Source organism: Nocardioides marmorisolisilvae (assembly GCF_031656915.1).
In the GTDB taxonomy this organism is placed as follows: Bacteria; Actinomycetota; Actinomycetes; order Propionibacteriales; family Nocardioidaceae; genus Marmoricola; species Marmoricola terrisoli.
On the sequence record NZ_CP134227.1, the window covers coordinates 276,665 to 296,229 of the forward strand.

General features: G+C 69.5%; 21 protein-coding genes and 4 tRNA genes. 21 read left to right on the forward strand and 4 right to left on the reverse strand.

The window, feature by feature from the left end; translation table 11 throughout:
* The first annotated feature begins 131 nt into the window (after positions 1-131).
* A complete protein-coding gene (locus Q9R13_RS01290) occupies positions 132-329 on the forward strand; it encodes a helix-turn-helix domain-containing protein (protein ID WP_310963232.1) in 198 nt (65 codons plus the stop codon).
* Positions 330-427: 98 nt separating this feature from the next.
* On the opposite strand, the gene Q9R13_RS01295 is transcribed toward Q9R13_RS01290, so the two are convergent.
* The 3 genes from Q9R13_RS01295 to Q9R13_RS01305 form a co-directional block, all read right to left on the reverse strand.
* Positions 428-502: transfer RNA gene (locus tag Q9R13_RS01295), tRNA-Val, on the reverse strand.
* A 27-nt stretch (positions 503-529) separates the two neighbouring features.
* Positions 530-600, reverse strand: a tRNA-Cys gene (locus tag Q9R13_RS01300).
* Positions 601-644: 44 nt separating this feature from the next.
* Positions 645-717: transfer RNA gene (locus tag Q9R13_RS01305), tRNA-Gly, on the reverse strand.
* Positions 718-843: 126 nt separating this feature from the next.
* On the opposite strand from Q9R13_RS01305, the gene Q9R13_RS01310 reads away from it, so the two are divergent.
* Positions 844-1,662 (forward strand): aminotransferase class IV, encoded by an 819-nt coding sequence (locus tag Q9R13_RS01310; RefSeq protein WP_310963233.1) that lies wholly within the window; start codon positions 844-846, stop codon positions 1,660-1,662.
* Positions 1,663-1,699: 37 nt separating this feature from the next.
* Here Q9R13_RS01310 and Q9R13_RS01315 read toward each other — a convergent pair whose 3' ends face one another.
* A complete protein-coding gene (locus Q9R13_RS01315; RefSeq protein ID WP_310963234.1) occupies positions 1,700-2,131 on the reverse strand; it encodes an SsgA family sporulation/cell division regulator in 432 nt (143 codons plus the stop codon).
* 176 nt (positions 2,132-2,307) lie between these two features.
* On the opposite strand from Q9R13_RS01315, the gene Q9R13_RS01320 reads away from it, so the two are divergent.
* The 19 genes from Q9R13_RS01320 (at position 2,308) to ruvA (ending at position 19,556) form a co-directional block, all read left to right on the forward strand.
* Positions 2,308-2,379, forward strand: a tRNA-Val gene (locus tag Q9R13_RS01320).
* 90 nt (positions 2,380-2,469) lie between these two features.
* Positions 2,470-3,945: an MFS transporter gene (locus Q9R13_RS01325; RefSeq protein ID WP_310963235.1), complete on the forward strand. Its 1,476-nt coding sequence runs from the start codon at positions 2,470-2,472 to the stop codon at positions 3,943-3,945.
* On the forward strand, positions 3,888-5,891 hold the full coding sequence (gene thrS / locus Q9R13_RS01330) for a threonine--tRNA ligase (RefSeq protein ID WP_310963236.1): 2,004 nt from the start codon (positions 3,888-3,890) through the stop codon (positions 5,889-5,891). The genes Q9R13_RS01325 and thrS overlap by 58 nt, the downstream gene beginning before the upstream one ends.
* A 4-nt stretch (positions 5,892-5,895) precedes the next feature.
* On the forward strand, positions 5,896-6,447 hold the full coding sequence (locus tag Q9R13_RS01335; RefSeq protein ID WP_310963237.1) for an HIT family protein: 552 nt from the start codon (positions 5,896-5,898) through the stop codon (positions 6,445-6,447).
* 26 nt (positions 6,448-6,473) lie between these two features.
* Positions 6,474-7,241 (forward strand): inositol monophosphatase family protein, encoded by a 768-nt coding sequence (locus Q9R13_RS01340; RefSeq protein WP_310963238.1) that lies wholly within the window; start codon positions 6,474-6,476, stop codon positions 7,239-7,241.
* A 12-nt stretch (positions 7,242-7,253) separates the two neighbouring features.
* The gene (gene pgsA / locus Q9R13_RS01345) at positions 7,254-7,940 is read left to right on the forward strand and encodes a phosphatidylinositol phosphate synthase (RefSeq protein ID WP_310963239.1); all 687 of its coding nucleotides are present in this window, start codon (positions 7,254-7,256) and stop codon (positions 7,938-7,940) included.
* 32 nt (positions 7,941-7,972) lie between these two features.
* Positions 7,973-8,890: a pyridoxal 5'-phosphate synthase lyase subunit PdxS gene (gene pdxS, locus Q9R13_RS01350; protein ID WP_310963240.1), complete on the forward strand. Its 918-nt coding sequence runs from the start codon at positions 7,973-7,975 to the stop codon at positions 8,888-8,890.
* 9 nt (positions 8,891-8,899) lie between these two features.
* Positions 8,900-9,439 carry a DUF6891 domain-containing protein gene (locus Q9R13_RS01355; protein ID WP_310963241.1) on the forward strand — a complete coding sequence of 180 codons (540 nt, stop codon included), beginning with the start codon at positions 8,900-8,902 and terminating at the stop codon, positions 9,437-9,439.
* 118 nt (positions 9,440-9,557) lie between these two features.
* Positions 9,558-10,538, forward strand: coding sequence for an AurF N-oxygenase family protein (locus Q9R13_RS01360; protein WP_310963242.1), 981 nt, complete (start codon positions 9,558-9,560; stop codon positions 10,536-10,538).
* Positions 10,539-10,551: 13 nt separating this feature from the next.
* On the forward strand, positions 10,552-12,213 hold the full coding sequence (locus tag Q9R13_RS01365) for an FAD-dependent oxidoreductase (protein ID WP_310963244.1): 1,662 nt from the start codon (positions 10,552-10,554) through the stop codon (positions 12,211-12,213).
* 10 nt (positions 12,214-12,223) lie between these two features.
* Positions 12,224-12,949, forward strand: coding sequence for a TetR/AcrR family transcriptional regulator (locus tag Q9R13_RS01370; protein WP_310963245.1), 726 nt, complete (start codon positions 12,224-12,226; stop codon positions 12,947-12,949).
* Between the two features lie 162 nt (positions 12,950-13,111).
* Complete coding sequence (locus tag Q9R13_RS01375) at positions 13,112-13,831, forward strand: COG1361 family protein (RefSeq protein WP_310963246.1); 720 nt, start codon at positions 13,112-13,114, stop codon at positions 13,829-13,831.
* An 81-nt stretch (positions 13,832-13,912) separates the two neighbouring features.
* Positions 13,913-14,614 carry a hypothetical protein gene (locus tag Q9R13_RS01380; RefSeq protein WP_310963247.1) on the forward strand — a complete coding sequence of 234 codons (702 nt, stop codon included), beginning with the start codon at positions 13,913-13,915 and terminating at the stop codon, positions 14,612-14,614.
* A 297-nt stretch (positions 14,615-14,911) separates the two neighbouring features.
* Positions 14,912-16,000, forward strand: coding sequence for a hypothetical protein (locus Q9R13_RS01385; RefSeq protein WP_310963248.1), 1,089 nt, complete (start codon positions 14,912-14,914; stop codon positions 15,998-16,000).
* Positions 15,997-16,860 (forward strand): S24/S26 family peptidase, encoded by an 864-nt coding sequence (locus Q9R13_RS01390; protein ID WP_310963249.1) that lies wholly within the window; start codon positions 15,997-15,999, stop codon positions 16,858-16,860. The genes Q9R13_RS01385 and Q9R13_RS01390 overlap by 4 nt, the downstream gene beginning before the upstream one ends.
* 76 nt (positions 16,861-16,936) lie before the next feature.
* Positions 16,937-17,542 carry a pyridoxal 5'-phosphate synthase glutaminase subunit PdxT gene (gene pdxT, locus Q9R13_RS01395; protein WP_310963250.1) on the forward strand — a complete coding sequence of 202 codons (606 nt, stop codon included), beginning with the start codon at positions 16,937-16,939 and terminating at the stop codon, positions 17,540-17,542.
* A gap of 34 nt (positions 17,543-17,576) precedes the next feature.
* Entirely contained in the window at positions 17,577-18,344 is a 768-nt protein-coding gene (locus tag Q9R13_RS01400) for a YebC/PmpR family DNA-binding transcriptional regulator (protein WP_310963251.1), read from the forward strand.
* Between the two features lie 91 nt (positions 18,345-18,435).
* A complete protein-coding gene (gene ruvC / locus Q9R13_RS01405) occupies positions 18,436-18,954 on the forward strand; it encodes a crossover junction endodeoxyribonuclease RuvC (protein WP_310963252.1) in 519 nt (172 codons plus the stop codon).
* Complete coding sequence (gene ruvA, locus Q9R13_RS01410; protein ID WP_310963253.1) at positions 18,954-19,556, forward strand: Holliday junction branch migration protein RuvA; 603 nt, start codon at positions 18,954-18,956, stop codon at positions 19,554-19,556. Before ruvC ends, ruvA begins: the two co-directional genes overlap by 1 nt.
* Positions 19,557-19,565 lie beyond the last annotated feature (9 nt).

Sequence of the window (19,565 nt, forward strand, 5' to 3'; positions counted from 1 at the left end):
GGCGGACGGATCCACGATCACGGACCTCGGCCAGACGGCGGCTAATGATCACGTTTGGCCACTCGCCGCCGAGCCAGGGCCTTGGGGAGTGAGGGCGCCCAGCGGGGGTGCCACCAAGCCCGGAGGTCACGATGGTTGCCACCCTTACCCGACGACTCGTCTCAATTGGCGACGCGGCTGACGCGCTCGCTGTCTCGACGAGAACGGTCCGCCGCTACATCGCTGACGGCCAACTCGAAGCCGTACGGCTCGGGCGCAAGACGCTGCGGATCAAGGTCGACTCGATCGAGCGGTTCATCGATGCCCGGCCGGTGGGGAACTGGCGATGAGGGCTGCCAGAACCGGCCAAATGTGCCGGTTCCTTGTTCCCCGTATGTTCCCTGAAACGGAAAGAGACCCCCGAAGGGGCCTCTGACCTGCGTGTTTCTGGTGGGCGATACTGGGTTTGAACCAGTGACCTCTTCCGTGTCAAGGAAGCGCGCTACCGCTGCGCCAATCGCCCTCGGGTGTTGCTGTTCAGTTGTGGTCGAGGTGGGTACGGGATTTGAACCCGTGTACACGGATTTGCAGTCCGTTGCCTCGCCTCTCGGCCAACCCACCGCGGAGGCCAAGAATAGGCCCAGAACAATCGGCCGACCTCTCCGAGCGGACGACGAGGCTCGAACTCGCGACCTCAACCTTGGCAAGGTTGCGCTCTACCAACTGAGCTACGTCCGCTTGTCACTCCCGGTCTCCCGGAAGCGCGAGATGAACCATAGCGGACCCCTCGTCGGATTCTCAAAACGGCTCGACCGGCGGGTTGTCGTCGGGGCCGCCGCGGCTGCCGCCACCTAGACTCGCTGCGTGCGGGTATGGGTCAACGACAGGTTGCTGGAGCATGCCGACGAGCCCGCGGTCACGGCCGCTGACCACGGACTCACCGTGGGCGACGGGGTGTTCGAGGCGATCAAGGTGGTCGACGGCGAGCCCTTCGCGCTCACCAGACACCTCGAGCGGCTGACTCGCTCGGCGGCCGGCCTCGGCCTGCCCGAGCCGGACCACGATCGGGTCAGGGGGGCGGTGGAGGCCACCATCGCGGGTCAGGACCTGCCACTAGGCCGGATCCGGATCACCTGGACCGGCGGCCCCGCCCCGATGGGGTCGGGTCGTGGCGACTCCGGCGCGACGCTGGTGGTGGCCACCGGCACTGCGGAGCCTTGGGAGCCGGCGACGCGTGTGGTGACGGTCCCATGGCCCCGCAACGAGCACGGAGCGCTCGCCGGGCTCAAGACCACGTCGTACGCCGAGAACGTGGTCGCCCTGGCGCGTGCCCACCAGGCAGGTGCGAGTGAGGCGATCTTCGGCAACACCGCCGGCCATCTGTGCGAGGGCACCGGGACCAATGTCTTCTACGTGCTCGACGGCGAGCTGCGCACGCCGACGCTCGCGTCAGGCTGTCTCGCCGGTGTCACCCGCGCGCTCGTCCTGGAGTGGTACGGCGGCCGCGAGGTCGACGGACCGCTCGACGTGCTGGAGCGGGCCAGCGAGATCTTCCTGACCTCGACCACCCGCGACGTCCAGCCGGTGACACGCTGCGATGCGCGCGAGCTCGAGGTGGGCCCGATCACCCGGGCGGTCCAGGAATCGTGGGCTCAGCGGCAGACGACCGACCTCGACCCCTGAACCGACCGGGCTCTCCCTCCCGACCGAGTCTGGTCAGTCAGGTCAGCAGGGACGCGACGGCGGCGTCGACATCCAACAGGGCCGATTCCTCACCGAGTGGCACCAGCGCCAGGGCACGCTGCACGAACGTGCTGATGTCGCTGCTCTGACCCTCGAGGAGCGCAGACCCGTCCGGCGAGACCAGCTCCAGCATCACCACCGCGTTGCCCCCGTCGTCGAGGCAGGGCCACAGCAGCACGTCGCCGATACCACTGGGGGAGTGGATCCCGGTGGCGATCAGGTCGCGGCTGAAGGTCCACGTCACCTCGTTGCCGGGCTCCTTGAACACGACGCTGACGGCGTAGGGGTCCTCCGTGCAATACACGAGGTCGGCCTCGACGGCGGCAGAGCCGGGCTTGTGCACCAGGCGCAGCGTCACGGCCTGCACGACGCTGCCCTGCTCACGCTTGGCGTCAACCCGCTCGGACATCGTTCCCCTCCACAGCGAATCTTCCGAGATTCCTCCGGAAGTCTGCCCGCAGGTTGCGGGCCGCCGCAGCAGAATCGGCGAACCCGAGCCGTGCCGGGGACAGGAACGGGTCGCCGGTGTGGTCCCCAATGTGAGATCCGCGGGTCGGTTGCGCTAACGTGTGCGTCGCATCGCAGGGGCGATTGGCGCAGTGGTAGCGCGCTTCGTTCACACCGAAGAGGTCACTGGTTCGAACCCAGTATCGCCCACCGGATCCCGCCCAGATCCGACCGTTTCCGTCCGCATCTGGAGCACGAGCCCGGCCCCAGCGGTCGGGCTTCGCTGTTCGAGGAGACACCATGAGGGGCTGGCGCCGGGCACTTCCACCGCCAGGTCTGGCGCGCCGCCTCTCGCTGTTGTCGGGTCTCTATGCCATCGGTTCCGGAGTGTTCCTGGCCGGCAACGCGGTGTTCTTCACCCAGGTCGTGGGCCTCTCGCCTGCCAAGGTCGGCCTCGGCCTGTCGATCGCCGGTGTTGCGGCGTTCGTGGTGTCGGTGCCTGCGGGCCGGCTGGCGGACCGGCACGGCGTCCGGGGGGTCTGGGCGGCGGGCTGCCTGGTCGAGGGCCTGCTCTACCTCGCCTACCCGTGGGTCCGCGGCTTCGGGCCCTTCGTCGCCATGGTGGTCGCGTTGGCCGTCGCCGTGGCGGCCGGCTCCGCGGGGCGGGGCGGCTACAGCCTGGCTGCCATCCCGCGCGGCGAACGAGTCCGCGTCCTCGCGTTCGTGCGGAGCTTCCTCAACATCGGCTTCACCGGTGGCGCCCTGATCAGCGGCCTCGCGCTGGGGCTCGGCGACCGGGACGTGATCGAGCTGTTGCCCCTCGTCACCGGGGCCGTGCTGGTCTGCACGGCGGCACTGATCCGTCGGCTGCCGCGGCCCGACCGGCTCATGCCGGAGCCCGAAGTCGTGGTTCCGGCACGAGTGGATGGGCACGCGGATGGGCACTCCGTGATGCGCAACAGGGCGTTCGTCGGCCTCTCGATGCTCAACGGCCAGCTCAGCGTCAACCAGGTGCTCCTCGTGGTGGTGCTGCCGCTGTGGCTGGTGGAGGCCACCGACGCGCCCCGCGCGGCGCTGGCGTGGCTCTACGGCACCAACACCGTCCTCGCCGTGCTGCTGCAGGTCCCGACCGCTCGAGGCTCGGAGACGCTGGCCGGGGCGCTCCGCGCGGCACGGGTGGCGGCCCTCGCGGTGACTGCCGCCTGCGGCCTGGCCATGGCCACCCACTGGACGCACGGCTGGCCCACCGTCGCGGTGCTGTGGTGTGCCTACGTGGCGGTCACCGCCGCCGAGCTCTATAGCTCCGCGTCGTCGTGGGGGATGCTGTCCGAGCTCACCGACCCCGCTCGACGCGCCGAGTACCAGGGCGCGTGGCGGCTCGGCACCCAGTTCCAGACCATGGCCGGTCCGGCGCTGTGCACCTGGCTGGCGGTCACCTGGAGCCCGTTCGGCTTCCTGGTGATCGCAGGGATCGCGGTCGCCGCGGCGTTGGGCATGCCGCCGCTGATCGCGGCCGCCCGGCGTACGGCGGGGGAGGACGCCGCCGCCGGCCGGCTACCCGAGCTCGAGTCGACCGTCGACCCCGTCACGACCGAGGCCGGCGGAGCAGGCATCGGCACGACGGAACCGCGGGCGGAGAAACCCACGGGCACCCTCCCCGCCAGCGCCGATACGATCGGCGGGTCCCCGTCCGACCCGCCCATCCGAGGAGTCCCGTCGTGTCCGACGTACCCATCAAGGTCATCACCCCCGCCGGCGACGCCGAGCGCACGGTGACGGCGGGCACGAAGGCGTGGGAGCTCTTCCGCGACGACCCCGACGTCGTCGCCGCCCGGGTCAACGGTGAGCTGAGAGACCTCGCCCACGAGCTGTTCGCCGACGACGAGGTCGAGGGCGTCGTGATCGACAGCCCGGACGGGCGCGCGATCCTGCGGCACTCCACTGCGCACGTGATGGCCCAGGCCGTGCAGCAGCTCTATCCGGACGCCAGGCTCGGCATCGGTCCGCCGATCGAGAACGGCTTCTACTACGACTTCGACGTTGAGACCCCCTTCGTGCCGGACGACCTCGACAAGATCGAGTCCCTGATGCGCAAGATCATCAAGGCCAACCAACGGTTCTCCCGTCGGGTGGTGTCCGACGACGACGCTCGCGCCGAGCTCTCCGACGAGCCCTACAAGCTGGAGCTGATCGGCCTCAAGGGTCCATCGGCAGCCTCAGGCGCCGGGGTCGATGAGATCGCGGAGGGCGCGTCTGCGGAGGTCGGCGCCGGCGAATTGACGATCTACGACAACCTCGATCGCAACGGTGACCTGGCCTGGAAGGACCTCTGCCGCGGGCCGCACCTGCCCACCACCAAGCGGATCCCCGCCTTCAAGCTGATGCGCACCGCAGCGGCGTACTGGCGGGGCAACGAGAAGAACAAGCAGCTGCAGCGCATCTACGGCACCGCGTGGGAGTCCAAGGAGGCGCTGGCCGAGCACCTGCACCGGCTCGAGGAGGCCGAGAAGCGCGACCACCGCAAGCTCGGCCGTGAGCTGGACCTGTTCAGCTTCCCGGACGAGATCGGCTCCGGGCTCGCCGTCTTCCACCCCAAGGGCGGCGTGATCAAGCGGGAGATGGAGGACTACGTCCGGCGTCGGCACATCGAGGAGGGCTTCGAGTACGTCGGCACGCCGCACATCACCAAGGAGGGGCTGTTCCACACCTCCGGGCACCTGCCGTACTACGAGGAGACCATGTTCCCGCCGATGGAGCTGGAGAACGCGCGGTACTTCCTCAAGGCGATGAACTGCCCGATGCACAACCTGATCTACCAGTCCCGGCAGCGCTCCTATCGTGAGCTGCCCTTACGGCTGTTCGAGTTCGGTGGCGTCTACCGCTACGAGAAGTCCGGGGTGGTGCACGGGCTGACCCGGGTGCGTGGGATGACCCAGGACGACTCACACTCCTACGTCACCCCCGAGCAGGCGCCCGACGAGGTCAAGCACCTGCTGTCCTTCGTGCTCGGCCTGCTCAAGGACTTCGGGCTCGACGAGTTCTACCTCGAGCTGTCCACCCGCGACGACAGGCGCAAGGACAAGTTCATCGGCACCGACGAGCAGTGGGAGACCGCGACCCGGGTGCTGGAGCAGGTCGGCGACGAGACCGGGCTCGATCTGGTGCCGGACCCGGGGGGCGCGGCGTTCTACGGTCCGAAGATCTCCGTGCAGGCGCGCGATGCGATCGGCCGGACCTGGCAGCTGTCGACGATCCAGTACGACTTCGGCCAGCCGACCGGCTTCGGGCTCACCTACACCGCCGCGGACGGGTCCCACCAGCAGCCGGTGATGATTCACTCCGCCAAGTTCGGCTCGATCGAGCGGTTCATCGGCGTGCTCACCGAGCACTACGCCGGCGCGTTCCCGCCTTGGCTCGCGCCGGTGCAGGTGGAGGGGATCCCGATCGCCGAGCGGCACGTCGACTACCTCTACGACGTCGCACGCAGGCTGAAGGCGAGGGGGCTGCGCGCCGAGGTCGACGACTCCGACGACCGGATGCAGAAGAAGATCCGCAACGCGCAGCTGCAGAAGGTGCCGTTCATGATGATCGCCGGCGATGACGACGTCGCGGCGGGCGCAGTGAGCTTCCGATACCGCGACGGCCGGCAGGACAACGGTGTCCCGGTCGATGAGGCGATCGATCGCGTCGCCTCCGCCGTGGCCTCGCGCGAGCAGGTCTGAGCACGTGGGCCACGAGCACGTGGACGAGGAGATCCGCCAGGACGGAGTCGGGGAGGCAGACGAGCTCGAGCGGCTGTGGACGCCGTACCGGATGGCCTACATCCGCGGTGAGAACAAGCCCACCGACGAGAGCGTGGGGGAGTGCCCGTTCTGCCGGATCGGATCGGTCGATGACGACGAGCGCACGCTGGTCGTGCACCGGGGCCGGGCCAGCTTCGTGGTCCTGAACCTCTACCCGTACGCCGCCGGCCACCTGATGGTGTGCCCGTTCCGGCACGTCTCCGACTACACCGAGCTCGACGACACCGAGACCGGTGAGCTCGCCGCTCTGACCAAGCGCGCGATGAGCGTGCTGCGGTCGGTCAGCCACGCCCAGGGGTTCAACATCGGCATGAACCAGGGGTCGGTCGCAGGAGCGGGCATCGCCGCGCACCTGCACCAGCACGTGGTGCCCCGCTGGGGCGGCGACCAGAACTTCATGCCGATCATCGGGCACACCAAGACACTGCCCGAGCTGCTGCACGACACGCGCAGGCTGCTCGCCGACGCGTGGTGAGCCCCGATCGGGGGCATGGTGAGGGCATGACCGACCTGACTGCAGACGCAGCCCTGGCCGCCGACCTCGTCCGGGAGGCCGGGGCTCTTGCCAACGAGCTGCGGGGGCCGGACCTGGTCGCCGAGGAGAAGACCTCGGTCTCCGACCTGGTCACCGCGGCCGACCGTGCCGCGGAGCGGTTGGTCACCGACCACCTCGCGGCGTGGCGACCCGACGACGGGGTGATCGGCGAGGAGGGCGCATCGCGGACGAGCACCTCCGGGCGCACCTGGGTCATCGACCCGGTGGACGGCACCTACAACTTCGTCCAGGGACTCACCTGGTGGTGCTCCGCGGTGGCTCTCGTGGCCGACGACGACGTCCTGCTCGGGGCGGTCTACCACCCGCACGAGGACGCGCTCTACGTCGGCGGGCCGGGGCTCCCCTCGACCCGCAACGGTGAGCTGCTGCACCCGATGACCGATGTCGCCCTGGCCGACGCCTGCCTGACCACCTACCTCCACCCACCGCTGTACGGCGGTCCCGTGGGTGAGGTGTTCGGCCGGATGGTCGGCCGGGCGGCGACCCTGCGGATGCTCGGCTCGGGCACGCTCGACTCGATGGCGGTGGCCCAGGGCCAGGCACACGTGCGCTGCCAGCACTCGGTGGCCGCGTGGGACTGGCTCCCCGGAGCCGCGATCATCCGCGGGGCCGGCGGCGCGGCCCGCCGTACCGAGGCCGGCGGGGTGGTGTGGTCCGTGGCCGGCGCGCCCACGGCGGTGGACGAGGTCTGTGCCGCCCTCGCGGACCGGTAGCCTGCTCCCGCCATGCTTGAGAGATTCCGCCAGTTCTGGACCCGCTTCTGGGCCCCCGTCGCGCACCTGTTCATCAGGGCGGGGATCAGCCCCAACACGGTCACCTTCGTCGGCACCGTCGGCGTGGTCGCCGGTGCGCTGATCTTCTTCCCCCGCGGTGGCCTGATCTGGGGTGTCCTGGTCATCACTGCCTTCGTCTTCAGCGACATCATCGACGGCTACATGGCGCGGACGACCGGCCAGGTCTCGCCGTTCGGGGCCTTCTGGGACTCGACCCTGGATCGGATCGGGGACGCCGCGATCTTCGGTGGCCTGGCGATGTACTACGTCGGTCCCGGCGACAACCATTGGTTCGCGGCGCTGGCGATCTACTGCCTGAGCATGGGCTCGGTCACCTCCTATGCCCGGGCTCGGGCCGAGTCGCTGGGGATGCAGGCCAAGGTCGGGATCGCCGAGCGGGCCGACCGGCTGGTGTCGATCCTGGTCATCACCGGTCTGGCCGACATCGTCAACCGCGCCGGGGTGGGCAGGGACGCGCTCTACGCCATCCCGGTCACCCTCGGGGTACTCGCCATCGCCAGCACGATCACCGTGTTCCAGCGGGTCGTGGTCGTGCACCAGCAGGCCCTGGCGCTCGTCGCGCAGGTCCCCGATGACGGCGCCGCTCCGTCGACGTCCCGCGACGGTTCCCCCGGCTGAACGATCCGGCCGCACACCGTAGAATCGGGGATATGGCACAGACCCAGGAACAGACCCCCACCTCCACCCCCGGAACCGGCACCTCGCGCGTCAAGCGCGGCATGGCCGAGATGCTCAAGGGCGGTGTGATCATGGACGTGGTCACCTCCGAGCAGGCGAAGATCGCCGAGGACGCCGGTGCGGTCGCGGTGATGGCGCTGGAGCGGGTGCCCGCGGACATTCGGGCGCAGGGTGGCGTGTCCCGGATGAGCGACCCGGACATGATCGACTCGATCATCGAGGCGGTCTCGATCCCGGTGATGGCCAAGGCCCGGATCGGGCACTTCGCCGAGGCCCAGGTGCTGCAGAGCCTGGGCGTGGACTACATCGACGAGTCCGAGGTGCTGACTCCGGCCGACTATGTCAACCACATCGACAAGTGGGCGTTCACGGTGCCGTTCGTGTGCGGGGCCACCAACCTTGGTGAGGCCCTGCGGCGGATCTCCGAGGGCGCCGCGATGATCCGCTCCAAGGGCGAGGCGGGCACCGGTGACGTGTCCAACGCGGTCACCCACATGCGCACGATCCGCCGGGAGATCCGTCGGCTGACGGTGCTCAGCGAGGACGAGCTGTTCGTGGCGGCCAAGGAGCTGGCGGCGCCGTACGACCTGGTCAAGGAGGTCGCTGCGGCCGGGAAGCTGCCCGTGGTGCTGTTCACCGCGGGCGGGATCGCGACGCCGGCGGATGCGGCGATGATGATGCAACTGGGGGCCGAGGGTGTCTTCGTCGGCTCGGGCATCTTCAAGTCCGGCAATCCCGCACAGCGTGCCGAGGCGATCGTCAAGGCGACCACCTTCCACGACGACCCCGACGTGGTCGCCAAGGTGTCCCGCGGGCTGGGCGAGGCGATGGTCGGCATCAACGTCGACGAGATCCCGGCCCCGCACCGCCTCGCCGAGCGCGGCTGGTGACCCAGCTCCGTGACTGACCTCGCGCACACCCGTGGGTGGGTGCGCGACCTGGTGCGGTCGGGACTGATGTCTGCGCAGCAGCAGTACGACGAGGTCCGCGCCGCGATCGCCGAGGACCACCCCGACCTGCCCGCCGACGAGACCGCGCGCGCCTGGATCGCAGAGGCCGAGGCTGACTGGGCGTCCGACGCCTCGGCCTGGCCGGATCGCACCGACTTCGACCTGTTGCAGCGTGCCCTGACGCAGGTCCAGGCGCGCGGCCTCATGGTCCTGCAGGGCTGCCCCGACCACTGGTCGGCGAAGGCGGCGCTGGAGCACGCTCCGGAGTGCCGGGGGATCGTCTGGTTCACCCCGCCGGACGTCTGGCACGCGATCGACGAGGCGATGCTCGAGGTCAACCTCTGGCACCCGACCACCGCCAACGCGGCGCCCGGCGACGCCCTGCTGGACGAGGTCCTGGAGGTGTTCGCGGTCCAGGGGCTGCCGGCGCGCTTCGACGAGGGGCGGATCGAGGTGACCGCGCGGTGGCAACGCCGTCCCGGCGAGTGAGTCGGGTCACAGCCGCACGGTTGGTGTGACGCGGCGTCGCGGTTACCTATTTACATGTGACTGCGAGTCGCACTAACTTTGGTGACTTCAGGCAGACGACTCACCCGAGGGGTGCGAGATGACCGCGATCGAGACCGAACGACTCACCGCCGACAAGCTCACGTACGACGAGAAGCTCCGCACGCTGTCGGAGGGCTCGGTCCACCAGCACTTCGACCCGTGGACCGACATCGACTGGGATGCCGCCGGCTTCGTCGTCGACGCCAGCGACCCGCGCTGGGTGCTGCCGGAGACCGACGCGCTCGGCCGGCACCCTTGGTACCGGGCCCTCCCGCTCGAGCGACAGATCGAGGTCGGACTCTGGCGTCAGGCCAACGTCGCGAAGGTCGGGCTGCAGTTCGAGAACGTGCTGATCCGCGGGCTGATGGAGCACGTGATGACGCTGCCCAACGGGTCGGCCGAGTTCCGCTACTGCACCCATGAGGCCACCGAGGAGACCCACCACACCCAGATGTTCCAGGAGTTCGTCAACCGCACCGGGGCCGACGTACCCGGCGGGCCGGCGTACTTCCGTGCGCTGGCGACGTTCCTGCCGCTCGCCGCCCGCTACCTGCCGTCGGTGTTCTTCATCGGCGTGCTCGCCGGCGAGGAGCCGATCGACCACGTGCAGAAGGCGATCCTGCGCGCCGGGGACGAGATGCATCCGCTGCTGCAGCGGATCATGCAGATCCACGTCGCCGAGGAGGCCCGCCACATCTCCTTCGCCCACGAGTACCTCAAGCGTCGGGTGCCCCGCCAGGGCCGGCTCCAGCGTGCCGCGCTATCGGTGGTGTTCCCGGTGGTGATGCGGGTGCTGTGTGACGTGATCATGGTGCCGGGCAAGGAGATGACCCGCGACGTCGGCGTCCCGAAGGACGTCCTCGACGAGGTGTTCTGGGACAGCCCCGACGGGCACCGGCTGCTCCGTGAGCTGTTCTCCGACGTGCGGATGCTCGCCGAGGAGCTCGACCTGATGAACCCGGTCTCGCGCCGGGTGTGGCGGCTGCTGCGGATCGACGGGCGTCCGGCGCGCTACCGCAGCGAGCCCGCTGCGGCCTGAGGCGGGCTCCGTCGTGCCCTACGTCGTCACCCAGTCGTGCTGTGCGGACGCCTCCTGCGTGCTGGCCTGCCCGGTCAACTGCATCCATCCCGCGCCCGGTGAGCCCGGCTTCGGGTCCTCGGAGATGGTCTACGTCGACCCACGGTCATGCGTCGACTGCGGTGCGTGCACGACCGCGTGTCCGGTCGGCGCCATCAAGCCGCACACCAAGTTGACCGAGGAGGAGCTGCCGTTCCTGGCGCTCAACTCCGACTACTTCGTCGCCGAGCCGCACGCCGACCGCACGCCCCTCGCCGTCGTGCAGCGGCGCGAGCGGGTGCCCGAGGCCGCCGAGGTCCGGGTGGCGGTGGTGGGCGCCGGTCCTGCCGGGATGTACGCCGCGGACGAGCTGCTGCGCCACCCGGGTGTCCGCGTCGACGTGTTCGACCGACTGCCCACGCCGTACGGTCTGGTGCGCGCGGGCGTGGCGCCGGACCACCTGCGCACCAAGCAGGTCACGGACCTGTTCGCCAAGGTGGAGGCGGAGGACGGCTTTCGCTACTTCCTCAACGTCGAGGTCGGTCGACACGTGCGCCTCGATGAGCTGCGTCGGCACTACCACGGCGTGATCTTCGCCAGCGGGGCGGCGAGCGACCGGCTGCTGGGCATCCCGGGCGAGGATCTGCCCGGAAGCCAGTCCGCGACGGCGGTGGTCGGTTGGTACAACGGGCATCCCGACCATCAGGACGCCTACGTCGACCTCGGCGGCGAACGGGTCGTCGTCGTGGGCAATGGCAACGTGGCCCTCGACGTCGCGCGGATCCTGACCGCCGACCCGCACTCCCTGGCGGACACCGACGTCGCCGACCTGCCGCTGGCCACGCTGCGCGGGAGCAGGGTGCGCGAGGTCGTAGTCCTCGGTCGGCGGGGTCCTGCCGAGGCGGCCTTCACCGTGCCCGAGCTGATCGGGCTTGCCGGACTGCCCGACGTCGACGTGGTCATCGACAACGGCGGGGAGCCGATCGTGGCCGACGGGCCGCGGACGACGTTGCTCGCCGAGCTGGCAGAGCGTGCGCCGCGGCCGGGGCGTCGGCGGATCGTGCTGCGTTTCCGGACCGCACCCGTGCGGGTGCTGGGCGAGACCTGCGTGTCGGGGGTGGAGGTCGAGCGGACCGAGCTGCGCGTGGTCGACGGCGTACCTCGTGCCTTCCCGACGGGGCAGCGCGAGGTGCTGCCGGCGACGATGGTGCTGCGCTCGGTCGGGTATCGCGGTGTGCCCGTGCCCGACCTACCCTTCGACGAGGTGACAGGGACGGTGCCCCACCTCCGGGGTCGCGTGGAACCGGGGGTGTACGTCGCCGGATGGATCAAGCGCGGCCCGACGGGATTCATCGGCACCAACAAGTGGTGCGCCGAGGAGACCGTCGATGCGCTTCTCGAGGACCTGCGGGCTGGGATTCTCGACGAGCCGGGGGGCACCGTGGAGTCGTTCGACGCCGTACTCCGTGCCGCGCAGCCACACCTCGTCGACCTGGCTGGCTGGCGGGCCATCGACCGCACCGAGCGGGAGGCAGGCGCGATGGCGGGGCGGCCTCGGGCCAAGATCGTGGAGGTCGACTCCTTGCTCGCTGCGGCCCGGCCTCCAGAGGCTCCCCGACGGCGTCGCTTCGACGGAATGCCGCTCGTGCGCGGTTAGAGTGCTGCGCGTGAGCGAGCAGCGTGACAGTGGCCGACCTGACGGTCGCCAGTCGCGCTGGGAGGAGCACAACCTCGAGCGCCGGCGTCAGATCCTCGATGCCGCCGTGGTGGTGATCGAGCGAGAGCCTGTCGGGGCCGAGGTGCACGTGCGCCAGATCGCCGACGAGGCGGGCATCGGGCGGTCCGTGATCTACCGGCACTTCGCCGACCGTGCCGACCTCGATCGGGCTGTCCAGGCGCACGTCCTTGCAGGGCTGCGCGACCGACTTGTCCCGCAGGTCACGTTGAGCGGGACGGCGGAAGAGATCATCCTGCGCATCGTCGGCGCCTATGTTGACTGGGCGGCAGACCATCCGGCGCTGCACCGGCTCTCCGAGCGAGAGCTCGGTGGCCAGGGGGAGGCATCCTCGCTCGAGGTCGTGGTCAAGGAGATCGCTGACCAGATCGGCGAGGTCATCACGATGGCGGCGGCCGTCTTCGGGCTCGAGCTCTCCGACGACGACCGTGCCGCCCTGGACCCGCTCGTCTTCGGGTTGGTCGGACTGGTCTTCGGAGCGGTACGACGGTGGCTCTGGCGCCGAGACCGCGACCCCGCCCCCCGTGCCCTGGCGGCGCTGCTCGCCCAGTCGATCTGGTTCGCCATCGACGGCCACGCCCGCGCGCGGGGGTTGGAGCTGGATCCGGACGTGCCCCTCGAGGACCTCATCGCCCGCGCCCTGACGCCTGTGGACTAGACCAGTATGGGGCCGTTCGGCCCCTTCCGGTAGTCCGAACGGGTCATTTCAGCGTTCGCGCTGTCATGTTCCGCGCGTACCCGCGTCACCATGACATTGGAGGGCTGCGCGTGGAGGGCTCGCGCACGGTCATGAGACCGATGCTTGTGAGGAGCAAAGGACATGGAAAAGACGACGAAGGCTGCCGGGAAGCGGCGGCGCAAGGCCCCACTGCTGTGGGCCGGGGGCGCGCTCGGCGCGGCGATCCTCGTGCTGGGCGTGAACGGCACGCTGTCCAGCTGGACCAGCGCGATCATCAACAACGATCACAACTCCGTCGCTTCGGCCAAGGCGGTGGCGTTGGTCGAGACGGGGACCCAGTCCGACGGCACTGCGGTGACGACGCAGTGCGATACCGCGTCCGTCGCCGACGGAACCAACACCGTGACCTGTTCGCAGCTGAACAAGTATGGCGGCGTCACCGGCGGAACGTCAGAACTCGGTACGGCGGCTACGGACAACATCACCGCATTGTCGCCCGGGGATACCCGGGACTCGGCGGTGACGCTCACGAACGACGGCACCGGCACAGGCAATCTAACCCTTGCCGCAGGGTCCTGCGGGCACGTTGTCAACGACGCCGCTGGCGGAGACACCACGGGCAACTACGACCTCTGCACCCAGATCACGGTCTCGGTTGCCTGCACGGGTGATGCGACCTTGGCTGCCACGACCCCGGTCACTCTGTCGAATTTCAACGGTTCGGGCTTCGGCTCGTTGAGCCTGGCTCCGGGCAAGTCGAGTGCGTGCACCTTCACCGTCGCGCTTCCGGCGGACACCCCCGCAGGGTTTTCGAACCAGCTGGCCTCGCAGGCCCTGACCTGGACCCTGGCCGCGGCATGACGTTCTGACGGGGTGGCTCCAGACGCGTGAGCATCCGGAGCCGCCCCGCCCCCATAACACGACCAAGTTGGAGGGAGCGTCATGAGCCGGGTCTCGGGAAGGGCCCACCGGGCGGCACGACGTCGGGTCAAGCCGACCACGCCGCTGTGGGCAGCGTGCGGTGCGGCAGCGCTGGTGCTGACCCTTGGCGTCAGCGGCACCCTGTCCACCTGGACGACTGCGATCATCGGCAACACCAACAACACGGTGGCGACCGCAACTGCCGTGGTGCTGTCGGAGACCGACGGCAGCGCGACCTGCACGTCGGCCGATGGCGCCCAAGCCACGGTCAACAGCTCCAGCTGCACCACGATCAACAAGTACGGCGGGACGGCCATCCCACTGGTTCCCGGATCGACCCAGACTGCCGACGTCACCTTCAAGAACATCGGCGGTGCCAATGCGTCGAGCTTCCAGCTCTCGCCGGGATCCTGCGCGCAGACGCCCACGGCCGGATCGGGCACACCCGCTGCAGCGAACCTGTGCAGCATCGGTGACCTGACCGTCGCGGTGAGCTGCTCGCCCGGTTCTTCCTACAACTCCGGCACTGCATGGAGCGACCTGGCCTATCCGGCGGCTGCTCCGCCATCGACGAATAAGAGCCACGTCGCCGCGAGCGGAGACCTCAACGCGGGTTCGTCGTGGACCTGCCGCTTCAAGGTCGCCCTGGCAAGCACGGCCGGCGTCACGGATCAAGGGATCACGGTGACCCAGCCGCTGACCTGGACCCTCAACGGGGCGTAAGTGTCCCGCCACCGACGACCTACCTCACCACTGCGGCACGCCTTTGTCGCCGCGGTGGTCGTGCTCGGGGTCCTGGTGATGGGCAGCACGGGCACGCTTTCGAGCTGGACCACTGCATCGATCGAGAATGCGCCACCATCGCCAAGTGGCTCCGAGCTGCCGGCGGGGAGTTCGACGGTGACGGGCGCGCTGGAATTCACTCACAACTACGCCACTGAGAGTTGTGTCGGCGCCGTTCGCGTCACCTCGGTGGACTGTTCACCGAGTCTGGCACCGCAGTCCACACCGCCTGCCTCCGTGGCCGACGCGATCATCAACAACAGCACGGTCGGGGCAACCCAGACGGTGTCGGGTGCGTCCTGCGCTCCGGTTCGGCTGGCGAACTCCAACCAGTCCGGCGACCCGATGCTGCCGCGTTTCAGCGCCGAGTTCGCCCCCGAGGGGGGACCGGGGAGCGGGAATGGCGCAATCACGTTCGGCTCTGGCGGCTATGCGGCGGGGGTCACGAGTGAGACCCTCGGTGGTTCGCCTGGCGGCGTCAGCCTGGGAAAGACCTACTCCTACGGATATGGGGTGTGGTTCAGCACCACGGGGTCGACTGGGCGCCTCTTCGGCCTGGGGAGCGTCCCGACGAACTCTCCCGCCAGCGGCGGAGTCACCTTCGACCGAACGCTGAGCCTGGCGGCCGGGAAGTTGCAGTTCAGTGCAGCCGGCGCTGCCACGGCTACGACTACCCACACGTGGAACGACGGCGCGTGGCACTACGCCTATGTGTCCCTCACCTCCCAGAGCGTCAGCATCATCTTGCTCGGGGTCTCCACAACAACCAAGGTGACCATCTATGTGGATGGCGGGGCGGATGGGAGCAGCACGAACGGAGGACTGCTCGGCAGTCCGCTGGCCACGCCCGCCGGCTACTGGTACCTCGGGCCCACCTTCACCGGTTCACTGAGCAACTTCATGGTGTACAACGGCACCAGCTCGCCCACCAGCCCGCCGCCGGCGCCGTACTCCGGTGCGACGGAGTTGTGGCCGTTGAACGACGACGGCGTGACGACCTATGCCGGTTCGCTGCCGAGCGCGATTGCGACGCCGTGCGCGAAGGTCAATATCAGCCTGACCTTCACCAACCCGGCGGACACCAGCATCTCGAACATGCCCTTGTCCACGTTCGCGGATGGTTCGGCGCGGATCTTGGCTGCCCCCGCGACGGGACAGACGCAGGGTCTGACGATCGCTACCTCGAAGGGCACGGGCTACTCCTCCGACATCGCGGGCCTGCGCCTCTACGTGCCGATCACCTTCAGCTACCACGCTGGTTCCAGCCCAGGCTGGGCACAGACCCTGGTCTGGTCCGGCGACCCGGCGGACGTGTTCATCGCATGAGCCACGTCAACACTCACCGTGAGCCGCACCGCAGCCGCTGGGGGCGAGTCGCGTCGTGGGTGCTCCTTGCCTGCGTCATCGCCTTCATCGCCTTCTGCCTCGCCTGGCGCCTCGACGGGGGCCGCTGGGAGCGCGTCGAGACGCCGTCCATGGGGACAGTGGCGCCGGTCGGCTCGCTGCTTTGGGTCAAGCCGGTCGACTTCGGCTCGCTTCGGCCCGGCGACTTCATCACCTTCCACCCCCCGGGCGCAGGACAGACGACCTACAGTCACCGCGTCCACAAGATCAACGCCGATGGCACCCTCACCACCAAGGGCGTGATCCCGGCACCCGATCCGTGGCGGCTGACGGCGAGTGACGTCGTCGGCGAGGTGCGGATGACCTGGTGGGGGATGGGCTGGCTCGTGGCGATGGCTCCGGTGCTCCTCATCGGCGGCCTGGCCGTCGCCGGGATCCGGTCCCTGCTCGGCGAGCGCTGGAAGCTGCCGGCGACCCTGGTTCTCGGCTCCCTCGTGCTCAGCATCGCCTTCTCGATCTACCGCCCGTTCACCAACGCCCAGCAGCTGTCCTTCGCTCCCGACCAGCGTGGCGGCGCCACGGCGACGTACGTCGGCACCGGCCTGCTGCCGATCCGGCTCGAGGCCGCTGGGGGGGCGAGTGTGGTGATGAATGACGGCCAGCTCGGCACGGTCCACGTCACCAACGCAGACAGCGACCACAAGCTCCGCGTGGGGCTCAAGCCCGCGATCCCGACCTGGTGGTGGCTCGGCCTCGTGGGGATCTGCTTCCTGCCCGGGGCCTACTCCCTCGTGGTCGGCCTCCCACGTGATGACACCGAAGCCGAACCCGAGCCGGCCTGACCACGTTCCGCCGCGCTCGGGTGCCACCCGCTGGCACCTCAGCGCGGCAGAACGACGGCGCACCTAGAATTGAGCCATGTCCACCCCCACGATCGGCGTCTTCGCGCTCCAGGGAGACGTACGCGAGCACCTCGCAGCGTTGACCCGGCTGGGCGCCCGCGCGATCGCCGTACGGCGGGCTGCGGAGCTGGAGCAGTGCGACGGGCTGATCATCCCCGGTGGCGAGTCCACCACGATGGCCAAGCTGGCCCGCACCTTCGAGCTGTTCGAGCCGCTGCAGAAGCGGATCGGCCAGGGGATGCCCACCTTCGGCACCTGCGCCGGGATGATCATGCTCGCCGACCGGGTCGTCGACGGAACCGCGGACCAGGAGACCCTCAGCGGGCTCGACATCACCGTGCGTCGCAACGCCTTCGGTCGCCAGGTCGACAGCTTCGAGGGCGAGCTTGACTTCCAGGGTCTGACCGAGCCCGTGCACGCCGTCTTCATCCGGGCACCGTGGGTCGAGCAGATCGGCGCCGCCGTCGACGTGCTCGCCCGGGCACCGGGCGGCGAGGCCGTGGGTAGGATCGTCGCGGTCCGCCAAGGTGCGCTGATGGCGACGTCCTTCCATCCAGAGGTGAGCGAGGACGACCGCATCCACCGCACCTTCCTGGACCTCGTGAAGCAGATCGCGACCTAGCGTCGCCGAGAAGTCGTAGGGAAGGAACCGCCTGATGTCTGGCCACTCCAAGTGGGCGACGACCAAGCACAAGAAGGCCGTCATCGACGCCAAGCGCGGCAAGATGTTCGCCAAGCTGATCAAGAACATCGAGGTCGCGGCCCGGATGGGCGGGGGCGACCCGGCGGGCAACCCGACGCTGTACGACGCGATCCAGAAGGCCAAGAAGTCCAGCGTCCCGAACGACAACATCGACCGCGCGGTCAAGCGAGGATCCGGTGCGGAGGCCGGCGGCGCCGACTACGCGACGATCATGTACGAGGGCTACGGGCCCAACGGCGTGGCCATGCTCATCGAGTGCCTGACCGACAACCGCAACCGGGCTGCGATGGAGGTCCGCACCGCGATGACCCGCAACGGCGGCTCGCTCGCCGACCCGGGCTCGGTCTCCTATCTCTTCAACCGCAAGGGCGTCGTGATCGTCCCTGTCGATCAGGAGGCCAAGACCGTGACCGAGGACGACGTCCTCGAGGCGGCGCTGGACGCCGGCGCCGAGGAGGTCAACGACCTCGGTGACTCCTTCGAGGTGATCAGCGAGGCCACCGACCTCGTCACCGTGCGTACGGCGCTGCAGGCCGCCGGACTCGACTACGACTCCGCAGATGCATCCTTCGTCCCGTCGATGCAGGTCGCGCTGGAGGACGAGAAGTCGGCCGGGGCCGTGCTGAGGCTCGTCGACGCGCTCGAGGACCTCGACGACGTGCAGAACGTGTTCGCCAACTTCGATGTCCCCGACGACGTGATGGAGGCCCTCGAGGCCTGAGCCGGACCGGCGGCGTGTCGCTCGACGGCTCCTTCGGCGACGCCGGTTACGTTGGTGTCCGAACACCTGTTCGGACGACCTGAGGAGATCCATGCGTGTGCTCGGCATCGACCCGGGCCTGACCCGCTGTGGCCTGGGTGCTGTGGAGGGTGCGGTCGGCAAGCCGCTGCGTCTCATCGACGTGGGCGTGGTCCGCACGTCCCCTGACCTGCCATTGGCGCAGCGACTCGTGCAGATCGAGCAGGGGATCGAGGAGTGGCTCGACGCCGTACGACCCGACGCGGTGGCGGTCGAGCGGGTCTTCAGCCAGCACAACGTCCGCACCGTGATGGGCACCGCCCAGGCCAGCGGCATCGCCCTGGTCGCCGCGGCGCGTCGCGGTCTCCCGGTGGCCAGCCACACCCCCAGCGAGGTGAAGGCCGCGGTCACCGGAAGCGGTCGCGCCGACAAGGCGCAGGTCGGCGCCATGGTCACCCGGCTGTTGATGCTCGACGCCGTACCCAAGCCCGCCGACGCCGCTGACGCGCTCGCCCTGGCCATCTGCCACCTGTGGCGGGGAGGCGCTCAGGAGCGGATCGCCGCCGCGCTGGCCGGTCAGGGGGGTCGCTGATGATCGCCTTCGTGCGCGGCCGGGTCGACTCGGTCGGTCTCACCTCGGCCGTCGTCGAAGTGGGCGGGGTGGGGCTCGAGGTGCAGTGCACGCCCGACACGCTCGCCCGGCTGAGGTCGGGCAGCGAGGCGACGCTGCCCACCGCCCTGGTGGTCCGCGAGGAGTCCTTGACCCTCTACGGGTTCGCAGACGAGGACGAGCGGGCGATGTTCGAGCTCGTCCAGACCGCGAGTGGTGTCGGGCCCAAGCTCGCCCAGGCGATGTTGGCCTGCCACCGTCCCGAGACCCTGCGTCGTGCGGTCGCCGCCGACGACGTCAAGACCCTCACCACCGTCCCGGGCATCGGCCAGAAGGGCGCCCAGCGCATCATCCTGGAGCTCAAGGACCGGATCGGCCCGCCCGGATCTGCGACGACACCTTCGCCACGACCCAGCGGCGCGGACTGGCAGGCACAGGTCCAGTCCGGCCTGGTCGGCCTCGGCTGGTCGGCGAAGGAGGCCGACAGAGCGATCGCCGTGATCACCCCGGAGGCCGAGGCGACCGACACCCCCGACGTCGGCCAGCTGCTCCGCGCCGCGCTCCGCGCCCTGAGCAAGGCGTGACATGAGCGG